Origin of the sequence: Pseudomonas sp. DC1.2, assembly GCF_034351645.1 — a bacterium.
GTDB lineage: Bacteria > Pseudomonadota > Gammaproteobacteria > Pseudomonadales > Pseudomonadaceae > Aquipseudomonas.
The window spans coordinates 2614858-2637009 of record NZ_CP133782.1; the positions used below are offsets into that span (position 1 = coordinate 2614858).

The 22152-nt window shown below is 57.9% G+C and carries 18 protein-coding genes; 8 read left to right on the top strand and 10 right to left on the bottom strand.

What is annotated here, in order from left to right; genetic code table 11:
- Positions 1-47: 47 nt before the first annotated feature.
- Together ahpF and ltrA are read left to right on the top strand one after the other, a co-directional pair.
- On the top strand, positions 48-1613 hold the full coding sequence (ahpF, locus tag RHM68_RS11950; protein WP_322223190.1) for an alkyl hydroperoxide reductase subunit F: 1566 nt from the start codon (positions 48-50) through the stop codon (positions 1611-1613).
- Positions 1614-2091: 478 nt separating this feature from the next.
- A complete protein-coding gene (gene ltrA / locus RHM68_RS11955; protein ID WP_322223192.1) occupies positions 2092-3513 on the top strand; it encodes a group II intron reverse transcriptase/maturase in 1422 nt (473 codons plus the stop codon).
- Positions 3514-3611: 98 nt separating this feature from the next.
- Here the strand turns inward: ltrA and gloA are convergent, their stop codons facing one another.
- Positions 3612-4133 (bottom strand): lactoylglutathione lyase, encoded by a 522-nt coding sequence (gloA, locus tag RHM68_RS11960; RefSeq protein ID WP_322223195.1) that lies wholly within the window; start codon positions 4131-4133, stop codon positions 3612-3614.
- Positions 4134-4273: 140 nt separating this feature from the next.
- Here gloA and RHM68_RS11965 point away from each other — a divergent pair, with 140 nt between their 5' ends.
- Positions 4274-4798, top strand: coding sequence for a DUF4946 domain-containing protein (locus tag RHM68_RS11965; RefSeq protein ID WP_322223197.1), 525 nt, complete (start codon positions 4274-4276; stop codon positions 4796-4798).
- A gap of 263 nt (positions 4799-5061) precedes the next feature.
- Here RHM68_RS11965 and RHM68_RS11970 read toward each other — a convergent pair whose 3' ends face one another.
- A complete protein-coding gene (locus RHM68_RS11970) occupies positions 5062-5427 on the bottom strand; it encodes a histone-like nucleoid-structuring protein, MvaT/MvaU family (protein WP_322223201.1) in 366 nt (121 codons plus the stop codon).
- A 233-nt stretch (positions 5428-5660) separates the two neighbouring features.
- Positions 5661-7196 carry a cyclic diguanylate phosphodiesterase gene (locus tag RHM68_RS11975; RefSeq protein WP_322223203.1) on the bottom strand — a complete coding sequence of 512 codons (1536 nt, stop codon included), beginning with the start codon at positions 7194-7196 and terminating at the stop codon, positions 5661-5663.
- A gap of 499 nt (positions 7197-7695) precedes the next feature.
- On the opposite strand from RHM68_RS11975, the gene hppD reads away from it, so the two are divergent.
- Positions 7696-8772: a 4-hydroxyphenylpyruvate dioxygenase gene (gene hppD, locus RHM68_RS11980; protein ID WP_322223205.1), complete on the top strand. Its 1077-nt coding sequence runs from the start codon at positions 7696-7698 to the stop codon at positions 8770-8772.
- A gap of 65 nt (positions 8773-8837) precedes the next feature.
- Here the strand turns inward: hppD and rarD are convergent, their stop codons facing one another.
- From rarD to RHM68_RS11995, 3 genes are all read right to left on the bottom strand, one after another.
- On the bottom strand, positions 8838-9719 hold the full coding sequence (rarD, locus tag RHM68_RS11985; RefSeq protein WP_322223207.1) for an EamA family transporter RarD: 882 nt from the start codon (positions 9717-9719) through the stop codon (positions 8838-8840).
- Between the two features lie 109 nt (positions 9720-9828).
- Positions 9829-10842 carry an aldo/keto reductase gene (locus RHM68_RS11990; protein WP_322223209.1) on the bottom strand — a complete coding sequence of 338 codons (1014 nt, stop codon included), beginning with the start codon at positions 10840-10842 and terminating at the stop codon, positions 9829-9831.
- 115 nt (positions 10843-10957) lie between these two features.
- Positions 10958-12268, bottom strand: coding sequence for an MFS transporter (locus tag RHM68_RS11995; RefSeq protein ID WP_322223210.1), 1311 nt, complete (start codon positions 12266-12268; stop codon positions 10958-10960).
- 169 nt (positions 12269-12437) lie between these two features.
- On the opposite strand from RHM68_RS11995, the gene RHM68_RS12000 reads away from it, so the two are divergent.
- The 4 genes from RHM68_RS12000 (at position 12438) to RHM68_RS12015 (ending at position 17960) form a co-directional block, all read left to right on the top strand.
- The gene (locus RHM68_RS12000; RefSeq protein ID WP_322223211.1) at positions 12438-13550 is read left to right on the top strand and encodes a sugar diacid recognition domain-containing protein; all 1113 of its coding nucleotides are present in this window, start codon (positions 12438-12440) and stop codon (positions 13548-13550) included.
- 137 nt (positions 13551-13687) lie between these two features.
- Entirely contained in the window at positions 13688-14830 is a 1143-nt protein-coding gene (locus RHM68_RS12005; RefSeq protein ID WP_322223213.1) for a glycerate kinase, read from the top strand.
- Positions 14831-15106: 276 nt separating this feature from the next.
- Complete coding sequence (locus tag RHM68_RS12010; RefSeq protein ID WP_322223215.1) at positions 15107-16732, top strand: methyl-accepting chemotaxis protein; 1626 nt, start codon at positions 15107-15109, stop codon at positions 16730-16732.
- A gap of 40 nt (positions 16733-16772) precedes the next feature.
- On the top strand, positions 16773-17960 hold the full coding sequence (locus RHM68_RS12015) for a pyridoxal phosphate-dependent aminotransferase (protein ID WP_322223217.1): 1188 nt from the start codon (positions 16773-16775) through the stop codon (positions 17958-17960).
- Between the two features lie 77 nt (positions 17961-18037).
- Here the strand turns inward: RHM68_RS12015 and RHM68_RS12020 are convergent, their stop codons facing one another.
- The 4 genes from RHM68_RS12020 to RHM68_RS12035 all read right to left on the bottom strand — a co-directional run bounded on the left by RHM68_RS12020 (position 18038) and on the right by RHM68_RS12035 (position 22145).
- Positions 18038-19021 carry an NAD(P)-dependent oxidoreductase gene (locus RHM68_RS12020; RefSeq protein ID WP_322223218.1) on the bottom strand — a complete coding sequence of 328 codons (984 nt, stop codon included), beginning with the start codon at positions 19019-19021 and terminating at the stop codon, positions 18038-18040.
- A 26-nt stretch (positions 19022-19047) separates the two neighbouring features.
- Positions 19048-20346 carry an MFS transporter gene (locus tag RHM68_RS12025; protein WP_322223219.1) on the bottom strand — a complete coding sequence of 433 codons (1299 nt, stop codon included), beginning with the start codon at positions 20344-20346 and terminating at the stop codon, positions 19048-19050.
- Between the two features lie 76 nt (positions 20347-20422).
- Positions 20423-21370 carry a sugar kinase gene (locus RHM68_RS12030; protein ID WP_322223220.1) on the bottom strand — a complete coding sequence of 316 codons (948 nt, stop codon included), beginning with the start codon at positions 21368-21370 and terminating at the stop codon, positions 20423-20425.
- The gene (locus RHM68_RS12035; protein ID WP_322223221.1) at positions 21363-22145 is read right to left on the bottom strand and encodes an AP endonuclease; all 783 of its coding nucleotides are present in this window, start codon (positions 22143-22145) and stop codon (positions 21363-21365) included. The genes RHM68_RS12030 and RHM68_RS12035 overlap by 8 nt, the downstream gene beginning before the upstream one ends.
- Between the last annotated feature and the right edge of the window lie 7 nt (positions 22146-22152).

Sequence of the window (22152 nt, forward strand, 5' to 3'; positions counted from 1 at the left end):
TTCGCTCGGGCGTTTTTTTTTAAGAATTCAAGAAGGAAATCGCCCGTATGTTGGACGCCAATCTTAAAGCCCAGTTGAAGTCATACCTGGAACGGGTCACCCAGCCGATCGAGATCGTTGCTTCTCTCGACGACGGTGCGAAATCCCAGGAAATGCTCGCGTTACTCAAAGACGTTGCCATTCTTTCCAATCACATTACGTTGCTCGACAACGGTAACGATGCTCGTAAGCCATCGTTCTCGATCAACCGCCCGGGTGCCGATATCAGCTTGCGTTTCGCCGGTATCCCCATGGGCCACGAATTTACTTCGTTAGTGCTGGCCTTGCTGCAGGTCGGCGGCCACCCCTCGAAGGCCAGTGTCGAAGTGATCGAACAGATCCGCTCCCTCAAGGGTGATTTCAGCTTCGAGACCTATTTCTCGCTGTCTTGCCAGAACTGCCCGGACGTGGTCCAGGCGCTGAACCTGATGGCTGTGCTGAACCCTAATATTCGCCACGTTGCCATCGACGGCGCGTTGTTCCAGGACGAGGTCAACGATCGCAAGGTCATGGCCGTGCCGAGTGTTTATCTGAATGGCGTGAACTTCGGCCAGGGCCGCATGGGTCTGGAAGAAATTCTGGCCAAGCTCGATACCGGGACAATCGCCAAGCAAGCAGAAAAAATCAGCGCCAAGGACGCCTTTGATGTTTTGGTGGTTGGTGGCGGTCCAGCCGGTGCTTCGGCGGCGATCTACGCGGCTCGCAAAGGCATTCGCACCGGTGTGGCGGCGGAGCGTTTTGGTGGCCAGGTGCTGGACACCATGGCGATCGAGAACTTCATCTCCGTACAGGAAACTGAAGGGCCGAAATTGGCGAGTGCTCTCGAAGAACACGTCAAGCAATATGATGTCGACATCATGAACTTGCAACGGGCCACGCAGTTGATTCCGGCCAAGAGTGCCGGTGGCTTGCACGAAGTTCGTTTTGAAAGCGGTGCCACCCTCAAGACCAAGGCGCTGATACTTGCCACGGGTGCCCGCTGGCGTGAAATGGGTGTGCCGGGCGAGCAGCATTACAAAGCCAAAGGCGTGTGTTTCTGCCCTCATTGTGACGGTCCCTTGTTCAAGGGCAAGCGCGTTGCCGTCATCGGAGGCGGTAACTCCGGGGTTGAGGCTGCTATCGACCTGGCCGGTATCGTCAGCCACGTTACGTTGCTGGAGTTCGACAGCAAGCTGCGCGCCGATGCAGTGTTGCAACGCAAGTTGTTAAGCCTGCCGAACGTCGATGTCATCACCAGCGCACTGACCAGTGAAGTCAAAGGCGATGGCCAGAAAGTGACAGGACTGGTGTTCAAAGACCGCAACTCCGACGAGTTCGTGATGGTCGAGCTGGAGGGGATCTTTGTACAGATCGGTCTATTGCCCAACACGGATTGGCTTAAAGGGACCATCGAACTGTCACCTCGCGGCGAGATCATCGTTGATGCTCGTGGTGAAACCTCGATGCCGGGCATTTTTGCTGCCGGCGACGTGACTACCGTGCCGTATAAGCAGATTGTGATTGCGGTAGGTGAGGGCGCCAAGGCCTCCCTGAGCGCCTTCGATCATCTGATTCGAAGCTCCGCCCCAGCGTAAACGCCAGCGCTGAAAACACAAAACCCCATGAGTGATCATGGGGTTTTTCATGGTGCGCCAGGCATGGCGCGTTGCGCGCAAGCGCAACCAGTTTGGCTGTGGTGGCCACGCTGGTGACTTGGAGGTGCAAGTCCTCTACACACCCGGCAAGGGGAAGTGTTAGCCGAAGGCAAGGGTGTCGCGGGTGACTGCGAATCTGAAGGAAGCCTTAGGCAAAATGCTGGCCTGACGAACAGGAAGCGGATGAGGCGGCGTAGCGGGGTAAGGTGGCCATGATTACCAAAGCCCGATACTTGCACGGAACGCTACGACGTAGATCCGACAGGCATAAGCAGGAAGGTCGCGCGAATTACCCTGGGAGATCTGCACGTTTGCCATTGTGCTACCGAGCGTCGTGAGGCGACGGGATGAGCGTGCAGAAGTCAGCCGAGGCCGTAGTAAGTGACGAATAACCCCGTCACCAAGGGCTGAACAGGTTATGCCGCCAGTAGGCGTCAGAGTCTCGTCGAATGTCGAAAAGCAGAAATTTCTCCGAGGGAGAACTGTGACCCCAAGTTCCGGACAGAATCCGCGGGCGACGGCTGGCAGTGCGCAGGCATCGGCGGCGTCTGTGGCGTGGACGAACGCGGAGCCGGACACGCTGATGGAGCGGGTGCTTGCACCGGCAAATCTCAAGCGTGCGTATCAACGCGTGGTCAGCAACAAGGGTGCGCCGGGTGCCGATGGCATGACGGTCGACCCATTGGCTGACTATGTGAATCAGTATTGGCCGACCCTCAAGGTGCGGCTGCTGGCCGGCGAGTATCACCCGCAAGGTGTGCGCGCCGTCGAAATCCCAAAACCCAAAGGCGGAACCCGTCAGTTGGGTATCCCCAATGTGATGGATCGTCTGATCCAGCAGGCTCTGCTGCAACAGCTCACGCCAATCTTCGACCCTCTGTTCTCGGACTACAGCTACGGCTTTCGTCCAAACAGAAGCGCTCACCACGCCATCGAAACAGCCCGTGCCCATGTGGCGGCGGGCCACCGCTGGTGTGTGGAGCTTGATCTTGAGAAGTTCTTTGATCGGGTCAACCACGATGTATTGATGGCTTATGTAGAGCGTCAAATCGAAGACAAGCGTGTGCTCAGGCTCATTCGCCGTTACCTCGAGGCCGGCGTGATGTCAGGCGGTATCGCCAGTCGACGGCAGGAAGGGACGCCGCAAGGCGGCCCGCTCTCGCCGTTGCTGTCGAACATCCTGCTCAACGAACTCGATCGCGAGCTGGAACGGCGGGGTCATTGCTTCGTGCGCTACGCCGATGATGCGAACATTTATGTGCGCAGTCGTCGTGCTGGGGCGCGAGTGATGGCCAGTGTTGAGCGCTTTCTCAATCGGCGTCTGAAACTGACGTTGAACCGGGAAAAGAGCCGTGTGGCAAGGCCTTGGGCCTGTGACTATCTGGGTTATGGGATGAGCTGGCATCAACAGCCGAGGCTAAGAGTGGCGACGATGAGTCTGGGTCGTTTACGCGACCGACTCAGAGACCTGCTGCGCGGAGCGCGGGGCCACAAGATGGCGAACGTCATCGAGCGGATAAACCCCGTACTACGCGGTTGGGCTGGCTACTTCAAGCTGAGTCAGAGCAAGCGGCCCCTTGAGGAACTGGACGGCTGGGTGCGGCATAAACTTCGCTGCATCATCTGGCGTCAATGGAAGCAGCCCTCTACGAGGGCGCGCAACTTGATGCGCTTAGGACTCAGCGAAGCGCGTGCCTGCAAATCAGCGTTCAACGGTCGAGGTCCATGGTGGAGCTCGGGAGCGCCACATATGAATCAGGCGCTGCCGAAGAAACTGTGGGATGGACTCGGGCTGGTCTCGATACTGGATACGATAAACCGGCTTAGCCGTATAACCTGAACCGCCGTATACGGAACCGTATGTACGGTGGTGTGAGAGGACGGCGGCTGTGAAGCCGCCTCCTACTCGAATTGTGGGCGGTGGGCTTGCGATAAGTGTTACATCGGGGACGGCTGAATGATCTCTACCCAATACGCATCCGGGTCCTTGATGAATGCCAGGCTCTTCATACGACCATCGTTAAGGCGTTTCTGGAAATCGCAGCCGAGGGCTTCGAAACGCTCGCATGCGGCGCGGATGTCCGGCACCGAGATGCAGATGTGGCCAAAGCCACGCGGGTCGGTGTTGCCGTTGTGATATGCGAAATCCGCGTCGTTCTCTGTTCCGTGGTTGTGGGTCAGTTCGAGAATGCCGGGGATTGATTTCATCCATTCGGTGCGTGCCGCAGCATCAGCCGGAATCTGGCTTTTATCGACCAGTGCCAGAAAGTACAGACTGAACTCGGCTTCAGCAAAATCGCGTTTTTCTACCAGGGAGAAGCCCAGGATACGGGTGTAGAAATCCAGGGATTTGGTGATGTCCTTGACCCGCAACATGGTGTGGTTGAAGACGAATTCCTGGGTGGCTGTGTCGGGTTGGGCGGTGACGCCGGGGAAAGTGTTCAATTCGTGCAGGCTCATGGGCCCTCCGGAAAAATAGGCTGGCGAATAGGTTGCAATGATACGCAAGGGCCTCGGCGTCGCCAAACCTAAACCACGGGCTTGCCTGGCGGCCGGACGAGGCTCAAACTTTGTGGTTCAGCTCCTCATTGGCCCTCGTAATGATCCGACCGTATAAATCGCTGTTTGTCTTCATGAGTTTGCTTGCGCTGACGGCTTTTGCCAAAGCGGATACGCCCAGCATCATTTGGCCGAGTGGTTGGGAGGTCGAGATCGTGCCGCCAAATGACGCCACGCCTCAGGTTTCCCGGCAGCGTGCGGTGAAAAACGACGGCGATGGCAACCAAGTGCTTGTGATGGAACTCACCGTGACGTCCGTGGACAGCGACCATCGAGTCAATTTGCAAGGAGTCTTGCTGGAAATGCGCAAGTCAGTGCAGAAAGACTTTTTCCAAGGCGGCTATCAAAGTGTCTGTAACAAGATTCACCCGGCCACTTTGAGCCAACTGCAAGCGATGGAAACCACTTGCACTGTCACCGAGAACGGCAGGCATGTGCTGTCTCAAACATTGGTCGCGGCAGTGGGGGCTGATAAAGCCTATGTTCTTTCCTACGCGGGGCAGGCAGCGGTTTATAAGGCAAGTCAGGACGAAATAATCGCCGCACGCAACAGCTTGAAACTTTAACCACGGAATTGGATGAGGGTTCGGGTCTGCGAGGATGTGGATTTTAGATGCCCGAAAGGATTAAACACAAAGTTGCTGCCAACTAGTGGATCGTCTGAAGCGAGCGGCGTTGTGTTGGGAGTGTCACTGCTGTTTCCATTTCAGGGTGTGATATGAGTGCATTACAGCGTATTTCAAATTTTATCGACGAATATCGTTACATTTATTAGATGCCAGCCATGAAAAAGCCCTGTATTGACAGGGCTTTTTTTGATTGCGGAGGGTTAGCCACGCAACCAGGAATCCACGGTGGTGGCACCGTATTGTTCTTTCCAAGCCTTCAGGCCGCGGTGATTACCACCCTTGGTTTCAATCAACTCGCCGGTGTGTGGGTTGTGGTAGACCTTGACTACGCGAGCACGACGGGTTTTGGGCACCGCTGCTTGTTGCAGAGAGGATTTTGCCGGGTTCGGATCGAGGATTGAGACGACGTCACGCAGGCTTTTGCCATAGCTTTTCATCAGCCCCTGAAGCTTTTCTTCGAATTCGATTTCTTTTTTGAGCCCGGCATCGTTCTTCAGGGACTCCAGCTGCTTTAGCTGTTCTTGAAGGGCCTTTTCAGCGGCGCGAAATTCAGCGAGTCTGGACAATATCTTTACTCCAATAGTGTGTTTGGCTGATACCAACCGCAAACAAAGCTATAAGCCAAGAGCCTTGAAGCGACTCGGTGATAGTGACTCACCTGCCAATCTTGCGCAGGCAACAAAAAGTGTAGTAGTTAATTGCTCAAGAGTAAATCCTGTCTTTTTCCCGATGTAACAACAGCAGTCTTTTGATTCAATTTGGTGCGTTTTATCGATATCAGCTAAATGAGTACGGCTGTTTAATGTTGGCTTAATGCATTAATGAAATCTGAGCCCGGCATCGGCCTGCCGAACAGGTAGCCTTGTAGGAAGTTAACCCCGTGTGCGGTCAGGTAGTCACTTTGCTCTTCGGTTTCCACACCTTCAGCAACAATTCCCAGATCAAGCTTGACCGAGAGTTCGATAATGCTATCGAGGATGTGCCGTGACAGGGCGTCAACACCGATCATCGCTACAAAACTCTGATCGATTTTCAGAAAGTCGACATTGAATTGACGCAGGTAACCCAGACTTGAATGACCGGTGCCGAAGTCGTCAATCGCAATTTTCACCCCCAGTGCGTGAAGCTGCTCAAACAATTGGAACGTGATCGGCGTTGGCTCGATGAGTTCACGCTCAGTGAGTTCCAGCACCAGGCTGACACTGCCAGGTGCAAAACTGCTGAGAAATGCGCGGCAATCCGCCACCAGTTCCAGGTCCTTGCAGTGTCTGGCGGTGATGTTGATGCCGAGGTGAAACGGTCCCTCGAATGCCGGTAAAAGCGGTGCCAGCAGTGCTGCAGTTTGCTGCATCAATGAGCGAGTCATTGGCACAATCAGCCCGGAGTGTTCGGCAAACGGGATGAACAAATCAGGACGCACCAGGCCTTCCTCCGGGTGATTCCAGCGCATCAATACTTCGGCGCCGCTCCATTGTTTTGTGTCGCCACTCACCACCGGCTGAAAGTAGGGAATGAATTCCCCCGCCTTCAAGGCACGTTGCATTTCATGGCTCGGTGATGTTGAACGTTTTTGCAGCAGGTGCCCGATCGAACCGGATACCACACCAAAGAACACCAGCAAACTGAAGAGCGGCGGGTATTCGCGGCGCATGTAGCGCCAGGTTTCCCTCTCGGGAAAGCCGGCTGCGACAGTAAAGGCGTAGTGCGAAGACGTCTGTAGGCTTTGCGCCACCGACAGGACGGGTAGAGGTGTGTTGTGAACCTTTCCGTCGGCGGCTAACCAATCATCCCCCACTTGCAACAACAACGAGGTCTGGCGGCCTATCAACCGCAGGGCATTGCTCAAGTGATAGCCGTCCAGCGTGGTGAGCACTCCGCGGTTTTCGTCGCTGAGCCGGTAAACCAGCAACGCGGTATTGGGCGTGACGGGGTTGCCGTTCATCAGCCACAACTGGCCATGGGTATACTCGCCAGGGTTGACGGGCTCCTGATACTCACCAAACAGCGAGCTGCAATAAAGGTTGTTGTCGAGTACAAGATTGGTCGAACGCACGAATGGCCGGCGTGTGACTTGTTCGCGCAAGGCCAGTTTGGCGTCATTGCAACGGCTGCCGGCGAGTGGCAATAGCTCTCTGGCTGCTTGAGCGGTGTTGTCGAGCATCAGGTCGAATTGGCGAACGGCTTCTTCAGCGGTTTGCAGGGTGCTGTACTGGAGCGCGCGTCCGGCTTGCATGTAAAGGATGGCGAGGCCCAATAGCATCGGTAGCAAACCGCTGAGGAGCGTCACTGTGAGCCGAGTGCTGCGCGTTTGGCGGAGTTTGACGTTCAGTGGCATTCGCGGAACCTGTGACAAAGGAGTAGGGCGCTCGGACGTTGGCAGGTCGGCGTCAAGCTTCCCTATAAGCGTTCAGTCAGTGGCCATAATAGTTTGCCTTTGGCGCTGGCGCCTGCCTGATAGGGGCGCACGTTGAGGCTGTTGAGTGACGCCGTGTTTCGCGACCGGCAGTGCTGGGAGGCACATTTGGACGTAGCAACGCCTACGTAACAAACCGCTTGCACAGGTCACGAAAAAGGGGATTTTATACAGAGGGCGGACAAACCGTTTTACGCTGTGTAGAATCCGGTTACGCATACAATAATAATCGTTTTCTGCCCGCAGAAGACTCGCCCGCCAAAGCCTTGGGTCGATCATGCAGATATTTGGGTTTCAACTGATCTACGGTGACTTCCTCGCCCGCAGCGTGCGGGGCATCTCCTGCGCGCCACCCGCCGCCCTCAGCATTGCTAGCAACTAACGATTGGTTAATTGACAAGAAAATGATGAGGCGCCGACCATGGCAGATTTATACGAAAACCCGATGGACCTGATGGGCTTTGAATTCATTGAGTTCGCATCGCCCACGCCCAACACCCTGGAGCCGATCTTCGAGATCATGGGCTTCAGCAAGGTGGCAACCCACCGCTCCAAAGACGTACACCTGTATCGCCAAGGTCAGATCAACCTGATTCTCAACAACGAACCCCATAGTGTGGCCTCGTACTTTGCAGCCGAACATGGTCCTTCGGTGTGCGGCATGGCGTTCCGGGTCAAGAACGCTCAGCAAGCGTTTTCCCGCGCTCTTGAACTTGGCGCGCAGCCGATTCATATCGAAACCGGCCCGATGGAGCTGAACCTGCCGGCGATCAAAGGTATCGGTGGTGCGCCGTTGTACCTGATCGACCGTTTCGGTGAAGGCAGCTCGATCTATGACATCGACTTCGTGTTCATCGAGGGTGTGGACCGCAACCCAGAAGGGGCGGGCCTTAAGATCATCGATCACCTGACCCATAACGTGTATCGCGGGCGCATGGCTTACTGGGCCAGCTTTTACGAGAAGCTGTTTAACTTCCGTGAAATCCGTTATTTCGACATCAAAGGCGAATACACCGGCCTGACATCAAAGGCCATGACTGCGCCCGATGGCATGATTCGCATCCCGTTGAACGAAGAGTCGTCCAAGGGGGCCGGGCAGATCGAAGAGTTCCTGATGAAATTCAATGGCGAAGGCATTCAGCACGTGGCCTTCCTCAGCGATAACCTGATTGACACCTGGGACCGCCTGAAGAAAATCGGCATGCGCTTTATGACGGCCCCGCCGCAAACGTATTACGAAATGCTGGAAGGCCGTCTGCCGAACCACGGCGAGCCAGTCGATCAACTGCAATCGCGCGGCATTCTGCTGGACGGCTCGTCCGAGTCGGGTGACCGGCGTCTGTTGCTGCAGATCTTTTCGGAAACCCTGATGGGCCCAGTGTTCTTCGAATTTATCCAGCGTAAAGGCGACGACGGTTTCGGTGAGGGTAACTTCAAGGCGCTGTTCGAATCCATCGAGCGCGATCAGGTGCGTCGAGGTGTGCTTGCAACTGAGTAAACCGCTTCAGCTCTAAAAAACGGTGGTAGTGAGTGTGCTCGCTACACCGTTTTTTTTGTGCGGACTCAGGGGCGGCGATGGCGCAATAGATGTTTATACCCTTCAAACACCAACACCACGATCGCCAGCCAGATCGGAATGTAGGTCAGCCATTCACCGGCCTTGATACTTTCTCCCAGCAGTAACGCGACGCCCAGCAGTAATACCGGTTCGACATAGCTCAGCAAGCCGAACAGGCTGAACGGCAGCAGTCGGCTGGCAATGATGTAGACCACCAACGCTGAGGCGCTGATCACCCCGAGCAATGGAATCAGAAGTGATAACCAAGGGTGTTGATTGAACACAGCAACGCCCTGTTCACCGCCCTGTACGAACCAGAAAGCCACCGGCAGCATCAGGGTCATGTCAATCCACAAACCACCCAGATGGTCGGTCTTGATGCGTCGGCGCACCACGAAATAAGTCGGATAGCCGATGGCGACCAGCAAGGTGGCCCAGGAAAAACTGCCGACTTGATACAACTCGTTCAGCACGCCGAGGCTGGCCAGGCACACGGCGACCTTTTGCAGATAAGACAGGCGTTCGCCGTAGGCGATTCGTCCGGTTAATACCATCGTCAGCGGCAACAGGAAATACCCCAGCGACACGTCCAGGCTATGACCGTTGAGCGGTGCCCACATAAACAGCCAGAGCTGCACGCCGAGCAGCGCCGAAGAGACGATCAGACCCATCAGCAGCTTTGGCAGAGCACCGATACGCCGCAGGGTATCGGCCACTCGTCTCCATTCGCCGGACACTCCCATAAACACCGTCATGCAGGGCACGGTCAGCAGCATCCTCCAGCCGAAAATTTCCACGCCACTCAAGGGCGCGAGCAACGACGTGTAGTAATACATGACAGCAAACAGCACCGAGGCCGTGACTGATAGAGCAATACCTTTAGACAAACTGTCCTCGCGGGGTTGAACGTGAAACGGGGGCGCAGAGGATACGTGGTTTTTGAGCCGAATATTGACCGAGTGATCAACACCGGCTCACTGATGGGTCTTTAGGAACTCAAGCGGCGCGCGGTTTACGTCCTGAGACAAAATGGCTGACGTCGTTGAACCCAGGTGTAGAGGAATGCCCTGGCGTTACCAGCGAATCGATGAACGCCTCGTCCTGCGCCGTGATCTTCACCGCTTGAGCCAGGGTGTAGGCGTCCCATTGTTCTTCGGTACGCGGTCCGACGATGGCTGAGGTGACGGCGCTGTTGTTCAACACCCAAGCAATGGCGAACTCGACGATGCCCACCCCACGACCTTGGGTGTACTGCTGAATTTGCTGGGCAATACGCAGTGATTCGACTCGCCATTCAGTTTCCAGGATGCGTTTATCCTGGCGACCGGCGCGGCTGTTCGCGTCCGGTGTCACGTCAGGTGTGTACTTGCCGCTGAGTACGCCACGGGCCAGAGGACTGTAAGGCACCACGCCAAGGCCGTAGGCGTGGGCGGCGGTGATCTGCTCGGTTTCTGCCTGGCGGTTGACGATGTTGTACAGCGGCTGACTGATCACCGGCCGATCAACACCAAGCTTGTCGGCAACGCGAATGACTTCAGCAATGCGCCAGCCCCGGTAGTTGGACAGGCCCCAGTAGCGGATTTTGCCTTGGCGAATCAGGTCGCCGATGGCCGAAATAGTTACCTCAAGCGGCGTGTTGTGGTCTTCGCGGTGCAGGTAGTAAATGTCGACGTAATCGGTGCCCAGGCGCGTGAGGCTGGCGTCGATGCTGTTGAAAATGTGCTTGCGGCTCAGGCCGCTGCGGTTTGGCACGCCGTCCACTGGGCCGAAACCGACTTTAGTGGCCAGCACCCATTCATGGCGGTTACCGGCAATCGCTTCGCCGACGATTTCTTCAGAACGGCCACCGGTGTAGACGTCCGCGGTGTCGATGAAATTGATGCCCTGGTCCCAGGCCTTGTCGATGATCCGCATGGAATCTTCGGCGCTGGTCTGTTCGCCAAACATCATAGTGCCCAACGTCAGGGTAGAAACGTGTAACCCCGAATGACCCAGTGTGCGGTAACTCATGACGAAATCCTTTTGCCGATGGGAAGGGCGTCAATCAAATACCAGAACGCTGATCGGGAGCAATCGGAAAATAGACTCAGTTGATCGTTCCCACGCAGTGGGAACGATCATCAAGTCAGGCGCGCAGCGTGCGCGTCATGCGCAACGCCAGCAAGCTACCGCAGACAATCACCCCTGCCAGTACATACAACGCCGCGTCGGTCGAACCGCTGCTGTCTTTGACCCAGCCCACCAGATACGGGCTAAGGAAACCGGCCATTTGCCCCATCGAGTTGATCAACGCCAAACCACCCGCCGCTGCGCCCGCACTGAGCAGAGCGGTCGGGACCGGCCAAAACATCGGTAGCCCGGTGAGGGCGCCCATGGTGGCGATGGTCAGGCCGAGAATGGCGATGGCCGGGTGCGCAGCGAAGTTCACTGCGATGAGCAAACCGACGGCGCCCATCAGCATCGGCACCACCAAATGCCAGCGCCGTTCTTTGCGCAAATCCGCCGAACGTCCCACCAGCAACATGAACACTGCTGCCAGCAAGTACGGAATCGCACTCAGCCAGCCGATTACCAGGTTATCGCTGAACCCCAGGTTCTTGATGATCGACGGCAGCCAGAAGTTGATCGCGTAAACGCCGCTTTGAATACAGAAATAGATCAGGCCGAATGCCCAGATCGCGGGGTTCTTGAATACCGCCGCTAGCGAGTCTGTGGTGGTTTTCGGTTTGTTGACGAGGTCTTCGGCGTGGTCGGCTTCAAGCACGGAACGCTCGTGTGAGGTCAGCCACGTGGCGTTGGCAAAGCTGTCGCTAAGCAGGAAGTACGCCAACGCACCGAGGATCACCGTCGGTATGCCTTGCAGCAGGAACATCCATTGCCAGCCGGCCAAACCGGCCTGGCCTGCACCAAAGTGGTTGAGGATCCAGCCAGAGAACGGGCTGCCCAAGAGGCCCGAGACCGGAATCGCCGACATGAACAACGCCATGATGCGGCCCCGGCGGAAGGTCGGGAACCACTGCGAAAGATAGAGCACGACACCGGGGAAGAACCCGGCTTCGGCGGCGCCAGTGAACAGGCGCAGGGTATAGAACTCAGTCGGTGTGGTGACGAACAGCAGGCAGGTTGACAGCGAGCCCCAGACGACCATCATCAGCGCGATCCAGCGTCGAGGACCGAACCGGGTCAACGCCAGATTGCTCGGTACGCCACACAGCACGTAGCCAATGAAGAATATCCCGGCCCCGAGGCCATACACGGTTTCGCTGAATTTAAGTGCGTCGAGCATCTGCAGCTTGGCAAATCCAACGTTAACCCGGTCGAGGTAGTTGAACAGGTAGCAGATGAAAATGAAGGGGATCAAACGCAGGGTGATGCGTTTGTAGACGGCGTTTTTATCGTCAGCGATGGCCTGGGTAGCTGCGGCGCTCTGTGACATGGGGCTCTCTCTTTATTATGATTTTTTGCGATGCAAGGGTAACGTTGATCGCCCTGTGAGTCTCGACCACCCCTTGGGTGGTTGTCTTTGTGCCTGAGCACAGGGTTTTCGGCCAAGGCCTGTGCGGGTGAACAACCCGTCCCCTTACGCTTTTAAGGATAACCCCCCAATGTTCGAACTCGATCACGACCTGGCTCAGGACATCGTCGACCGGGCCATGGCCATCCTGCCTTATAACGTCAACGTCATGGACAGTCAGGGCCTGATTCTCGGCAGCGGCGAGCCCGAGCGCATCAACACCCGCCACGAAGGTGCGCAACTGGTGTTGGCGAATGGGCGGGTAGTGGAAATCGATGCGCAAACAGCGGTTCACCTTAAAGGCGTGCAGCCGGGGATCAATCTACCGCTGTTGCTGGATCAGCGGTTGATGGGCGTGCTGGGCATCACCGGTGACCCGGAGCAACTGCGTACTTACGCCGAACTGGTGCGCATGACTGCCGAAATGTTGGTCGGTCAGCGCAATCAGCAGGCCGAACAGCAATGGCGGCGCCAGCGCTGCGACGATCTGCTGGCGTTGTTGCTGAGCGAGACTGGCGACTCGCCACGGTTGGTGGACGAGGCGCAACAATTGGGGCTCAAGCCACAACTGACGCGGGTCCCGTATCTGTTCGAGCTGGGCATGGAGCACGGGCGGGGCCCGACCGTCGAAGCCCTCAGTGCCTGGTTGACCAGTCGTTACCCCGACAGTTGGTGCATCAGTTCTGCCAAGTCGTCGCTGTTGTGGTGCCGGCCGGCGACTCAGGCCATCGAGCATGATCGGTTGCTGGAAAAACTCGATGGCCTGGGTTGGAACATTCTGCGCATCGCCGTCGGTGGTCAGGCCGATGGGCTGGCGGGGTTGCGTCGCTGCTATCGGCGGGTCGGCGACCTGCTGGCGTATGGGCGTGATGTGTTGCCGCGTTCGCGCTTATTGACGCTGAACCGCTATCGCTTGCCGGTGATGCTCTGGCGTCACCGCAATGACGATGCGCTGGACGAACTGCTCAAGCCATTGCGCAAAGTCATCGCCAAGGACAACAACGGCCAGTTGCTGGCGACCCTGCGCAGTTGGTGCGACCACGACGGCCAGAGCCAGGCGTGCGCCGATGCACTGGGCATCCATCGCAATAGCCTGCGCTACCGTATGGAACGAATTGCTGAACTGAGCGGTGTCGACCCGTTGCGGCTGGACGGCATGCTGGCGCTGTACCTGGGTGTGCAACTGCTTCCACAGACTGACTGATTTGATCTCTGGTTCATTCGGGGGCAGGCCAGCTTTGTGGAAATGAACAATAAACATCCCGCCGGCTTGTGCAGCGGCCCGGCGTCATCGCTTGGAGCAGCTGGCAGCATGGAGCCCATTGGAACTGGAGAGTTTGCATGAAAATCGTCATCGCCCCCGATTCGTTCAAGGACAGCCTGAGTGCCCAGGGCGTAGCCGATGCCATTGCACTTGGTTTGGCCGAGGTCTGGCCGGACGCGCAATTGGTCAAATGCCCAATGGCCGACGGTGGCGAAGGGACGGTCGAGTCAATTTTGGCCGCCTGCGAGGGTGAGCTGCGCCACACACACGTGCGCGGCCCCTTGGGCATCACGGTCGCTGCCGCGTGGGGCTGGCTGCCGCACAACCACACTGCAATCATTGAAATGGCCGAGGCCAGCGGTCTGCAACGCGTCCCTCCAGGGCAGCGCGATGCCTGCATCAGCAGTACCTTCGGCACCGGAGAATTGATTCGCGCGGCGCTCGATGCCGGGGCACAGCGGGTGATTTTGGCGATTGGCGGCAGTGCCACCAATGACGGCGGTGCCGGCGCGATGCAGGCATTGGGCGTCAAGCTGTTGGATGCCCAAGGACAAACGTTGGCACCGGGCGGCCTGGCCCTCGCCGAACTGGCGCACATTGATCTGCGCGAAATCGATGCGCGTCTGGCCAGCGTGCGCTTCGACATCGCCGCCGACGTCAACAACCCGTTGTGCGGCCCCCAAGGTGCCTCGGCGATTTTCGGCCCACAGAAAGGTGCCTCGCCGGAGCAAGTCCAGCAACTGGATCGGGCCCTTGGGCACTTTGCTGATCTGTGTGGGCAAGCCCTTAAAAAAGACGTGCGCGATGAACCCGGCAGTGGTGCCGCGGGTGGGTTGGGGTTTGCGGCCAAGGCCTTTCTGGGGGCGCAATTTCAGGCCGGTGTGGCAGTGGTCGCTGAACTGGTGGGGCTGGCGGAGGCTGTCAAAGATGCGGATTTTCTGATTACTGGCGAAGGTCGTTTCGATGCGCAAACTTTACGCGGAAAGACGCCGTTTGGCGTGGCGCAGATTGCCCGGCAACAAGGCGTGCCGGTGATTGTGATCGCCGGCACCTTGGGAGAGGAATATCAGGCGTTGTATGCGCACGGGATTGATGCGGCTTTTGCGTTGACCAGTGGGCCGATGACGCTGGAGCAGGCCTGCACCGAGGCGCCTCGATTGTTGCGTGAGCGAGCCAGCGATATTGCCCGCGTTTGGCGCCTGGCCAGCCGCTTGGCCTAAGCTGATTTTCAGGGGGGTGGAAACGGCCTTTCACCCTGGGTGTTCATGTCGTTGCGGATACAATTCGCCCGATGTGTTTCATCATTGAAACACTAGTAACCTCTTGAAATATATTTCTTCTTTACCCTGCGAAAAAACTAAAGTCCTGCCGATAATGCTTATAGGCGCGCAGAAAATCTGGTTGAACACTGGCGCCAAGCTGACACGGCAGGCTCGCCTGGCTGACAGCGATTTTGGCAAGGATGCTCGACGCCCCATTTACCCGAGAATCATCCTATGTCCCTGCGTAATCTGAATATCGCGCCTCGAGCTTTCCTGGGTTTTGCCTTCATCGCCTTGTTGGTCGTTGTCTTGGGTGTGTTTGCCGTGAACCGCATGTCGATCATCCGACAGGCCTCTGTGGACATGTCCGGTAACCAGCTGCCCAGCGTGAGCTTTTTGGGCAACATCACCGAGAACGTCCTGCGCTTGCGCATTCTCTCGTTCCGTATCTTGATCAACCGCGACGTTGCCTCGTTGCAGGACGCTGATGTTCGTATCGCTGCGTTGGTGGATAAAGTCAAACAGGCGCAATCCAGCTACGCGGCATTGCCTGCCGGCGGTGAAGAAGCGGCGTTGTACAAGACCTTCGCTGTCACGCTGGACAACTACCTGCAAGCACAGCGCGAGATGATGGATTTGTCTCGGCAGAACAAGCTCGATGAGATGCACAACCTGATCAATACGCGAATCAAGGAAGGCACCGACCAGATGGGCGAACAGTTGAATCGACTGATCGCGATCAACAAGGCCGACGCCGAGACTGCCAATACCGAGGCCGGCAATCAGTACGCTTTTGCCATCAACGGTATTGTCACGGTGTCAGTGATTGCTGCGCTGCTGACGGTGCTGCTGGCCTGGTTGCTGACCCGCAGTATTGTTGCGCCGCTGAACCGTGCGGTGTTTGCCGCCGAAACCATCGCCAGCGGCAACTTGACCAAAGTCATCGAAGTCGACGGCAAGGATGAGCCGGCTCGCCTGCTCGGCGCCTTGGCAGTGATGCAGACCAACCTGCGCCAAACCATCGAGCAAATCGCTGGCTCCGCGACCCAACTGGGCGCTGCTGCCGAGGAACTCAGTGCGGTCACCGAAGAAGCGTCCCGTGGTTTGCAACAGCAGAACAATGAAATTGAACAAGCCGCGACCGCCGTCAACGAAATGACCGCCGCCGTGGAAGAAGTGGCGCGCAATGCGGTATCGACGTCCGAGGCGTCGAACCAGTCGACGTTGGCCGCCCGCGAAGGTCGCGACCGTGTCGTGGAAACCGTCGGCGCTATCCAGACCATGACTCAAGATGTGCAGAATACGTCGCTGATGATCGAAGGTCTGGCGGCTCAGGGTCGCGACATCGGCAAGGTACTGGACGTGATCCGCGCCATCGCCGAACAAACCAATTTGCTGGCCCTCAACGCCGCGATCGAAGCCGCGCGTGCCGGTGAGGCCGGACGTGGTTTTGCCGTGGTGGCAGATGAGGTCCGCGCGTTAGCCCATCGCACCGCACAATCGACCCAGGAAATCGAAAAAATGGTCGCCGGGATTCAGAACGGTACGGGCGAAGCAGTGTCGTCGATGCAACAAAGCAATCAACGCACCCAGACCACGCTTGAGCTGGCACGTTCTGCCGGTGTTTCGCTGGAGCAGATCACCCAATCGATCCATCAGATCAATGAACGCAACCTGGTGATCGCCAGCGCATCGGAAGAACAGGCGCAAGTGTCCCGCGAGGTGGATCGCAACTTGGTCAACATCCGCGACCTCGCCATTCAGTCTGCCGCCGGTGCCAATCAGACCAGCGCTGCAACGCATGAACTGTCGCGTCTGGCAGTGGATTTAAATGCGATGGTGGCGCGTTTTGTAATTTGAGATAGGGTGTGCGCTGGAGCCCGCGCGACAGGAGACATACATGCGCTTTTCAGCCCTGACCCAACGAATCACCGGTGACGGAGCTACGGCCTGGCAGATTCATGATCGAGCGCTGGAAATGCGCAAGCAGGGCGTCGATATTTTGCTGTTGTCAGTCGGTGACCCGGACTTTGATACACCGGCACCGATTGTTCAGGCGGCTATCGACAGCCTGCTCGCTGGCGACACACATTATTCCGACGTGCGCGGCCTCGGGGCGTTACGCGCCAGCATCGCCAACCGTCATCGGCGGCGCAGTGGTCAGGCGGTGGAGACCGACCATGTGATCGTGCTGCCCGGCGCGCAATGCGCGGTGTACGCGGTAGCACAATGCCTGCTTGATCCGGGCGATGAAGTCATCGTCGCCGAGCCGATGTATGTCACCTATGAAGGCGTGTTTGGGGCCTGCGGGGCGAAGGTGGTGCCGGTGGCGGTGCGTCCCGAGAACGGCTTTCGGGTCGACCCGGCGGACGTCGCAGCACTGATCACGCCAAAGACCCGTGCGATCCTGCTCAATAGCCCGAACAATCCGTCCGGTGCCAGCCTGTCGTTGATGATCTGGCAAGAACTCGCGGCGCTGTGTGTTCGTCATGACCTGTGGCTGATCAGCGACGAGGTCTACAGCGAATTGCTCTATGACGGTGAGCACATCAGCCCGGCCAGCTTGCCGGGCATGGCCGCGCGCACGGCGACCATCAATAGCGTGTCGAAGTCTCACGCCATGACCGGTTGGCGAGTGGGGTGGGTGATCGGCCCGAAACCGTTGGTTGAGCATCTGATGCACCTGACGCTGTGCATGCTGTTCGGCATTCCTGATTTTGTGCAGAAGGCTGCCCAAGTGGCGCTGGACGCAGACCTGCCCGAAGTGGCACTGATGCGCGAAGAGTATCGTCAGCGTCGTGACCTGGTCTGCGCGCGCCTGCGGGGTTGCCCGGGGATTCTACCGATCAAGCCTGATGGCGGGATGTTCGTGATGGTTGATGTGCGTCAGACCGGGCTGGGCGCTCAAGATTTTGCCGAGCGACTGCTGGATGGTTACGGGGTGTCGGTGCTGGCCGGTGAAGCCTTCGGGCCGAGCGCGGCAGGGCATATTCGACTGGGGCTGGTAGTGAATCAGGTGAAACTGGCGGATGCGTGTCGACGGATTGCCTTGTGTGCGGCGGATTTGATTGAAGCACGGCGAGCTTGACCGTCGCGCCTACAGGGATTTGTGGCGCACACAAATCCCTGTAGGCGCGCGATAGCCCTTGACGGACGCCACATTGCTTAAGCCTGCCACGCTCCGGCATTTACCAGATTTACGGGTCGCTCACCCGCCAATGCCATTAGCAGATTGTCCACTGCGCAACTGGCCATCGCCTCCCGGGTCTCATGGGTTGCCGAGCCTATGTGCGGCGTAGCCACGACGTTGTTCAACTGCAACAACGCAGAGTCAACGTTCAGCGGCTCACGCTCGAACACATCGAGCCCTGCCGCGCGAATCTGCCCCCTGCTCAAGGCTTGAATCATCGCGGCTTCGTCCACCACCTTGCCCCTGGAAATGTTGATGAAAATGGACGTTGGGCGCATCAAGGCAAATTGTTCGGTGCCAATCAAACCCTCGGTTTCTGCCGTCAGTGGCAACGTCAGGCACACAAAATCTGCCTGTTGCAACAGGTCGGGCAGGCTGCGGTACTGCGCGTTGAAGCGCTGTTCCACCGCAGGCTTCGGTGATTGGCTGTGATAGATCACTGGCATGCCAAACCCGAAATGCCCGCGTTGGGCCAAGGCTTCACCGATGCGGCCCATACCAATGATGCCGAGGGTTTTGCCGTGTACATCGGTCCCAAACTGCGCCGGGCTAATGTTGCGGTTCCATTGGCCGGCGCGAACCAGGCTGGCCAGTTCCACCACGCGGCGAGCGGTGGCCAGGATTAGCGCGAAACCGGTGTCGGCGGTGGTTTCGGTCAGGACGTCCGGGGTGTTGCTGAGCAGGATCCGCCGCCGGGTCAGGTAGTCGATATCGTAGTTGTCGACGCCCACCGAGACACTAGCGATGGCTTGCAGGTGGGGCGCCAGATCAAGCAATGCAGCGTCCAGTCTCAGGCTCGCGCCCAGCAAGCCCTGAGCCTTGGGCAGGGCTTCGCGAAGTTGCGCCAAACCCTCGGCATCAAGGTTGTCGATCAGGGTCACCTCGGTCTGCTCGTGCAGGCGGGCCATCAGCAACGGCGAAAGTTTCTTGTACAGCACAACCTGCTTTTTTATCGTCATCGTCATCGTCTCAACTTCAATTCAATTCAAGGGTGAGCCGCCATCGGCCGTTTCACAACAGCCTTGGCCACGACCCGGTCACTGGCACCGGGCTTGAGGAAAATCGTCAGCACCACTGAAAGCATCAAGGCGCCGCTCATCAACAGATAAGACGCGCCGGGCGAACCGGTGGTGCTGTTCAAATAACCGACCAGATAAGAACCACCAAACGAGCCGAGTGCGCCCATGCTGTTGATCAGCGCCATGGCGCCACCGGCAACGTTGGCCGGGAGGATTTCCGGGACGATCGCAAAGAATGGCCCGTAAGGCGCGTACATGCAGGCGCCGGCGATCACCAACAAGGTGTAGGACCACCAGAAATGCTCAGCACCCAAAACGTAGGAGCCGTAGAACGCAATCGAGGCGATCAACAGCGGCGGCCACACAAAGCGTTTGCGCTTCTGCAATTTGTCCGAACCCCAGGACACCGCTAGCATGCCGATCACCGCCGCCAGGTACGGCAGCGCCGAAAGCCAGCCGGCTTCGATCATGTCCATCTGCAAACCCGCCTTGAGGATCGACGGCAGCCACAGCACGAACCCGTAGACGCCAATGCTCCAGCAGAAAAACTGCAAGGCCAGTACGATCACTTTCGGCGAGCGGAAGGCTTCTGCGTAGTTCTTTACCGCTTTGATACCCACCTGTTCGGCAGCCAGAGCGCTTTCCAGATCCTGCTTTTCCTGGTCACTGAGCCACTTGGCCTGAGCCGGACGCTCATCGGCCAGGCGCCACCAGATAAAGGCCCAGATCACCGCCGGCAGTCCTTCGACGATAAACATCCAGCGCCAACTGAAGTGCTGCACCAGATAGCCCGAAACCACCGACATCCACAGCATCGTCACCGGGTTGCCGAGGATCAGAAACGTGTTGGCTCGCGAGCGTTCGGCGCGGGTAAACCAGTGGCACAGATACACCAGCATCGCCGGCATTACAGCGGCTTCGACCACGCCGAGCATGAAGCGAATAACGATCAGCCAATAGGCGTTGGAGACGATCCCGGTCAGGGTAGCGAGGCCACCCCAAAAAATCAGACTGACGAAAATCAGCTTTTTTACGCTGTGTTTCTGCGCGTACATCGCGCCCGGCACCTGAAAGAAAAAGTAGCCGAGGAAGAATAGCGCCCCTAGCATCGACGACAGGCCCGGAGTGATCATCAGGTCGGCGGCCATCCCCGAGGCGGCGGCGAACCCGTAATTGGCGCGGTCCAGATACGCCAGGCTGTAGGTGATAAAAACGATGGGCATGATGTACCACCAGCGACGGGCGGCAAGTGTTGCAGTTTTCATGAGGGTGCTCCTGAGCTTGTTGTTTTTGTCGCAGCAGGTAACGGTGTTCGCTCCCACGCTTGGCGTGGGAATGCCTCTAGGCATACTCGGGTATAGAAGCTTGCAATTGGGCTCGGGTCGGCAACCCCTCCATATCCCCTCGACTTTGCACCGCTCGGCTACCAATCCAGTTGGCCCGCTGCACGGCGTCGGCAAAGCTGTGGTTTTCCAGCAGGGCGCTGATCATGCCGACGGCAAAGCCGTCGCCAGCACCGACGGTGTCGACTACGTTGGTAACCGGCACACCGGCCACAAACCCTCGATCCAATTGCGTGCGGTAGTAGGCGCCGTGCGGCCCGAGCTTTATCGCCACCGCTTCGACGCCAAGGTCGAGGTAAAACGCTGCAATGTCAGCCGGATCGTCGAAGCCGGTGAGCAAACGGCCTTCACTCAAGCCCGGCAGCACCCAGTGGGCGAGGGCCGCGAGGCGATTGATCTCGTTGATCATCTGGTGCTCACTGGCCCATAGGCTCGGGCGCAGGTTCGGGTCGAAAGACACGCTACGACCGGCCGCACGCATGCGGGTCATCAACTCGAACGACAATTCCCGAGCGCTGACCGACAGTGCCGGCGCAATGCCGGTGGTGTGCAAGTGCCGAGCACTGAGCAATTGCGTGGTAATCGACTGCACCGACAAATGACTGGCTGCCGAACCACGTCGGAAATACTCGACCACCGGGTCGCTGCCATCATCGGCACGCGACTTGAGCTGAAAACCGGTGGGGTGCGCCGGGTCGATCTCGACATGGCGGCAATCCAGGCCTTCTTGCTCCAGCGTATCGATCACAAATCGACCCAAGGAATCAGCGCCGACCCGGCTGAGCCAGGCAACCTTGAACCCGAGCCGCGACAAGCCGATAGCGACGTTGCTGTCGGCCCCGGCAATGCGTTTATGAAAATGGCCGACGTCGGCCAGGTCGCCGTTTTGCTCGGCAACGAACATCGCCATGGTTTCGCCGAACGACAGAATATCGATCTCAGACATGCGTGCTCTCCAACCGTGATTGACCGAGGCGGGCGAGGGTGGCGACATGTTCTGTGGTCAGTTGCACCAGGTCATCGCCTTGCAGCGGATATTCCGCCGCCCGCATGACGCCTTGGGCCATGTGACGCAGCAGTTGTTCCCATAAATGCAGGTCGGCGGCGCCGGGCGGTATTGCCACCCATTTACCGTCGGTCCGGCGGACTACGGCTTTGCAATGCACGTAACCGACATGCCGCCCGAGCAACCGCGCAGCGCTGGCGGCGGACTGGTCCTGCCATTGCCAGTTGCCGATGTCGAAGGTCATTTTGATCGGCAGGCGGTGCTGCTCGACGTCATTGAAGAAACGCTGGAACGGTTCGATACGCCCGCCGTGCAACGTTTGGTCGTTTTCCACCAGCAGTTGCACCGGGCTCTGGCTCAGTTGCCGCGCCAATGCCTGGAGATCGTTGTTGTCGGTGAAATAGCCGAGGGAGACTTTCAGCCATTTAGCGCCGAATGTCTGGGCCCGTTGCAGGGTTATGGCCAGCTCGGGATTGGGTTTCGATTGACCGGCGCGCCACAGCTCGATGGGCGAGGAATAGATGCTTTCCAAGCCTTGAGCCTGAGTGGCGTCAGCCAGTTGCGTCGGGTCTTCAACCGTCAACAATTCTTCGCGCCATTCGATACGCGTGGCGCCAGCGGCGGCCAATACGTCGATGAAACTGCCTTGGCCGCGTTGGCGAACAAGATCGGCGCCGTAGCTGGACAGGCTGATAGAAACGGGGGCTTTATTCATTGTTATT

Excerpts from the sequence above, each read along its gene's own strand:
- ltrA (WP_322223192.1), top strand. The coding sequence starts at position 2,092 with ATGCCGCCAGTAGGCGTCAGAGTCTCGTCGAATGTCGAAAAGCAGAAA.
- RHM68_RS11975 (WP_322223203.1), bottom strand. The coding sequence starts at position 7,196 with ATGCCACTGAACGTCAAACTCCGCCAAACGCGCAGCACTCGGCTCACA.
- hppD (WP_322223205.1), top strand. The coding sequence starts at position 7,696 with ATGGCAGATTTATACGAAAACCCGATGGACCTGATGGGCTTTGAATTC.
- RHM68_RS12000 (WP_322223211.1), top strand. The coding sequence starts at position 12,438 with ATGTTCGAACTCGATCACGACCTGGCTCAGGACATCGTCGACCGGGCC.
- RHM68_RS11965 (WP_322223197.1), top strand. The coding sequence starts at position 4,274 with ATGATCCGACCGTATAAATCGCTGTTTGTCTTCATGAGTTTGCTTGCG.
- RHM68_RS12025 (WP_322223219.1), bottom strand. The coding sequence starts at position 20,346 with ATGAAAACTGCAACACTTGCCGCCCGTCGCTGGTGGTACATCATGCCC.
- RHM68_RS12010 (WP_322223215.1), top strand. The coding sequence starts at position 15,107 with ATGTCCCTGCGTAATCTGAATATCGCGCCTCGAGCTTTCCTGGGTTTT.
- RHM68_RS11995 (WP_322223210.1), bottom strand. The coding sequence starts at position 12,268 with ATGTCACAGAGCGCCGCAGCTACCCAGGCCATCGCTGACGATAAAAAC.
- RHM68_RS12035 (WP_322223221.1), bottom strand. The coding sequence starts at position 22,145 with ATGAATAAAGCCCCCGTTTCTATCAGCCTGTCCAGCTACGGCGCCGAT.
- RHM68_RS12005 (WP_322223213.1), top strand. The coding sequence starts at position 13,688 with ATGAAAATCGTCATCGCCCCCGATTCGTTCAAGGACAGCCTGAGTGCC.
- RHM68_RS12030 (WP_322223220.1), bottom strand. The coding sequence starts at position 21,370 with ATGTCTGAGATCGATATTCTGTCGTTCGGCGAAACCATGGCGATGTTC.
- RHM68_RS12015 (WP_322223217.1), top strand. The coding sequence starts at position 16,773 with ATGCGCTTTTCAGCCCTGACCCAACGAATCACCGGTGACGGAGCTACG.
- ahpF (WP_322223190.1), top strand. The coding sequence starts at position 48 with ATGTTGGACGCCAATCTTAAAGCCCAGTTGAAGTCATACCTGGAACGG.
- RHM68_RS12020 (WP_322223218.1), bottom strand. The coding sequence starts at position 19,021 with ATGACGATAAAAAAGCAGGTTGTGCTGTACAAGAAACTTTCGCCGTTG.
- gloA (WP_322223195.1), bottom strand. The coding sequence starts at position 4,133 with ATGAGCCTGCACGAATTGAACACTTTCCCCGGCGTCACCGCCCAACCC.
- RHM68_RS11990 (WP_322223209.1), bottom strand. The coding sequence starts at position 10,842 with ATGAGTTACCGCACACTGGGTCATTCGGGGTTACACGTTTCTACCCTG.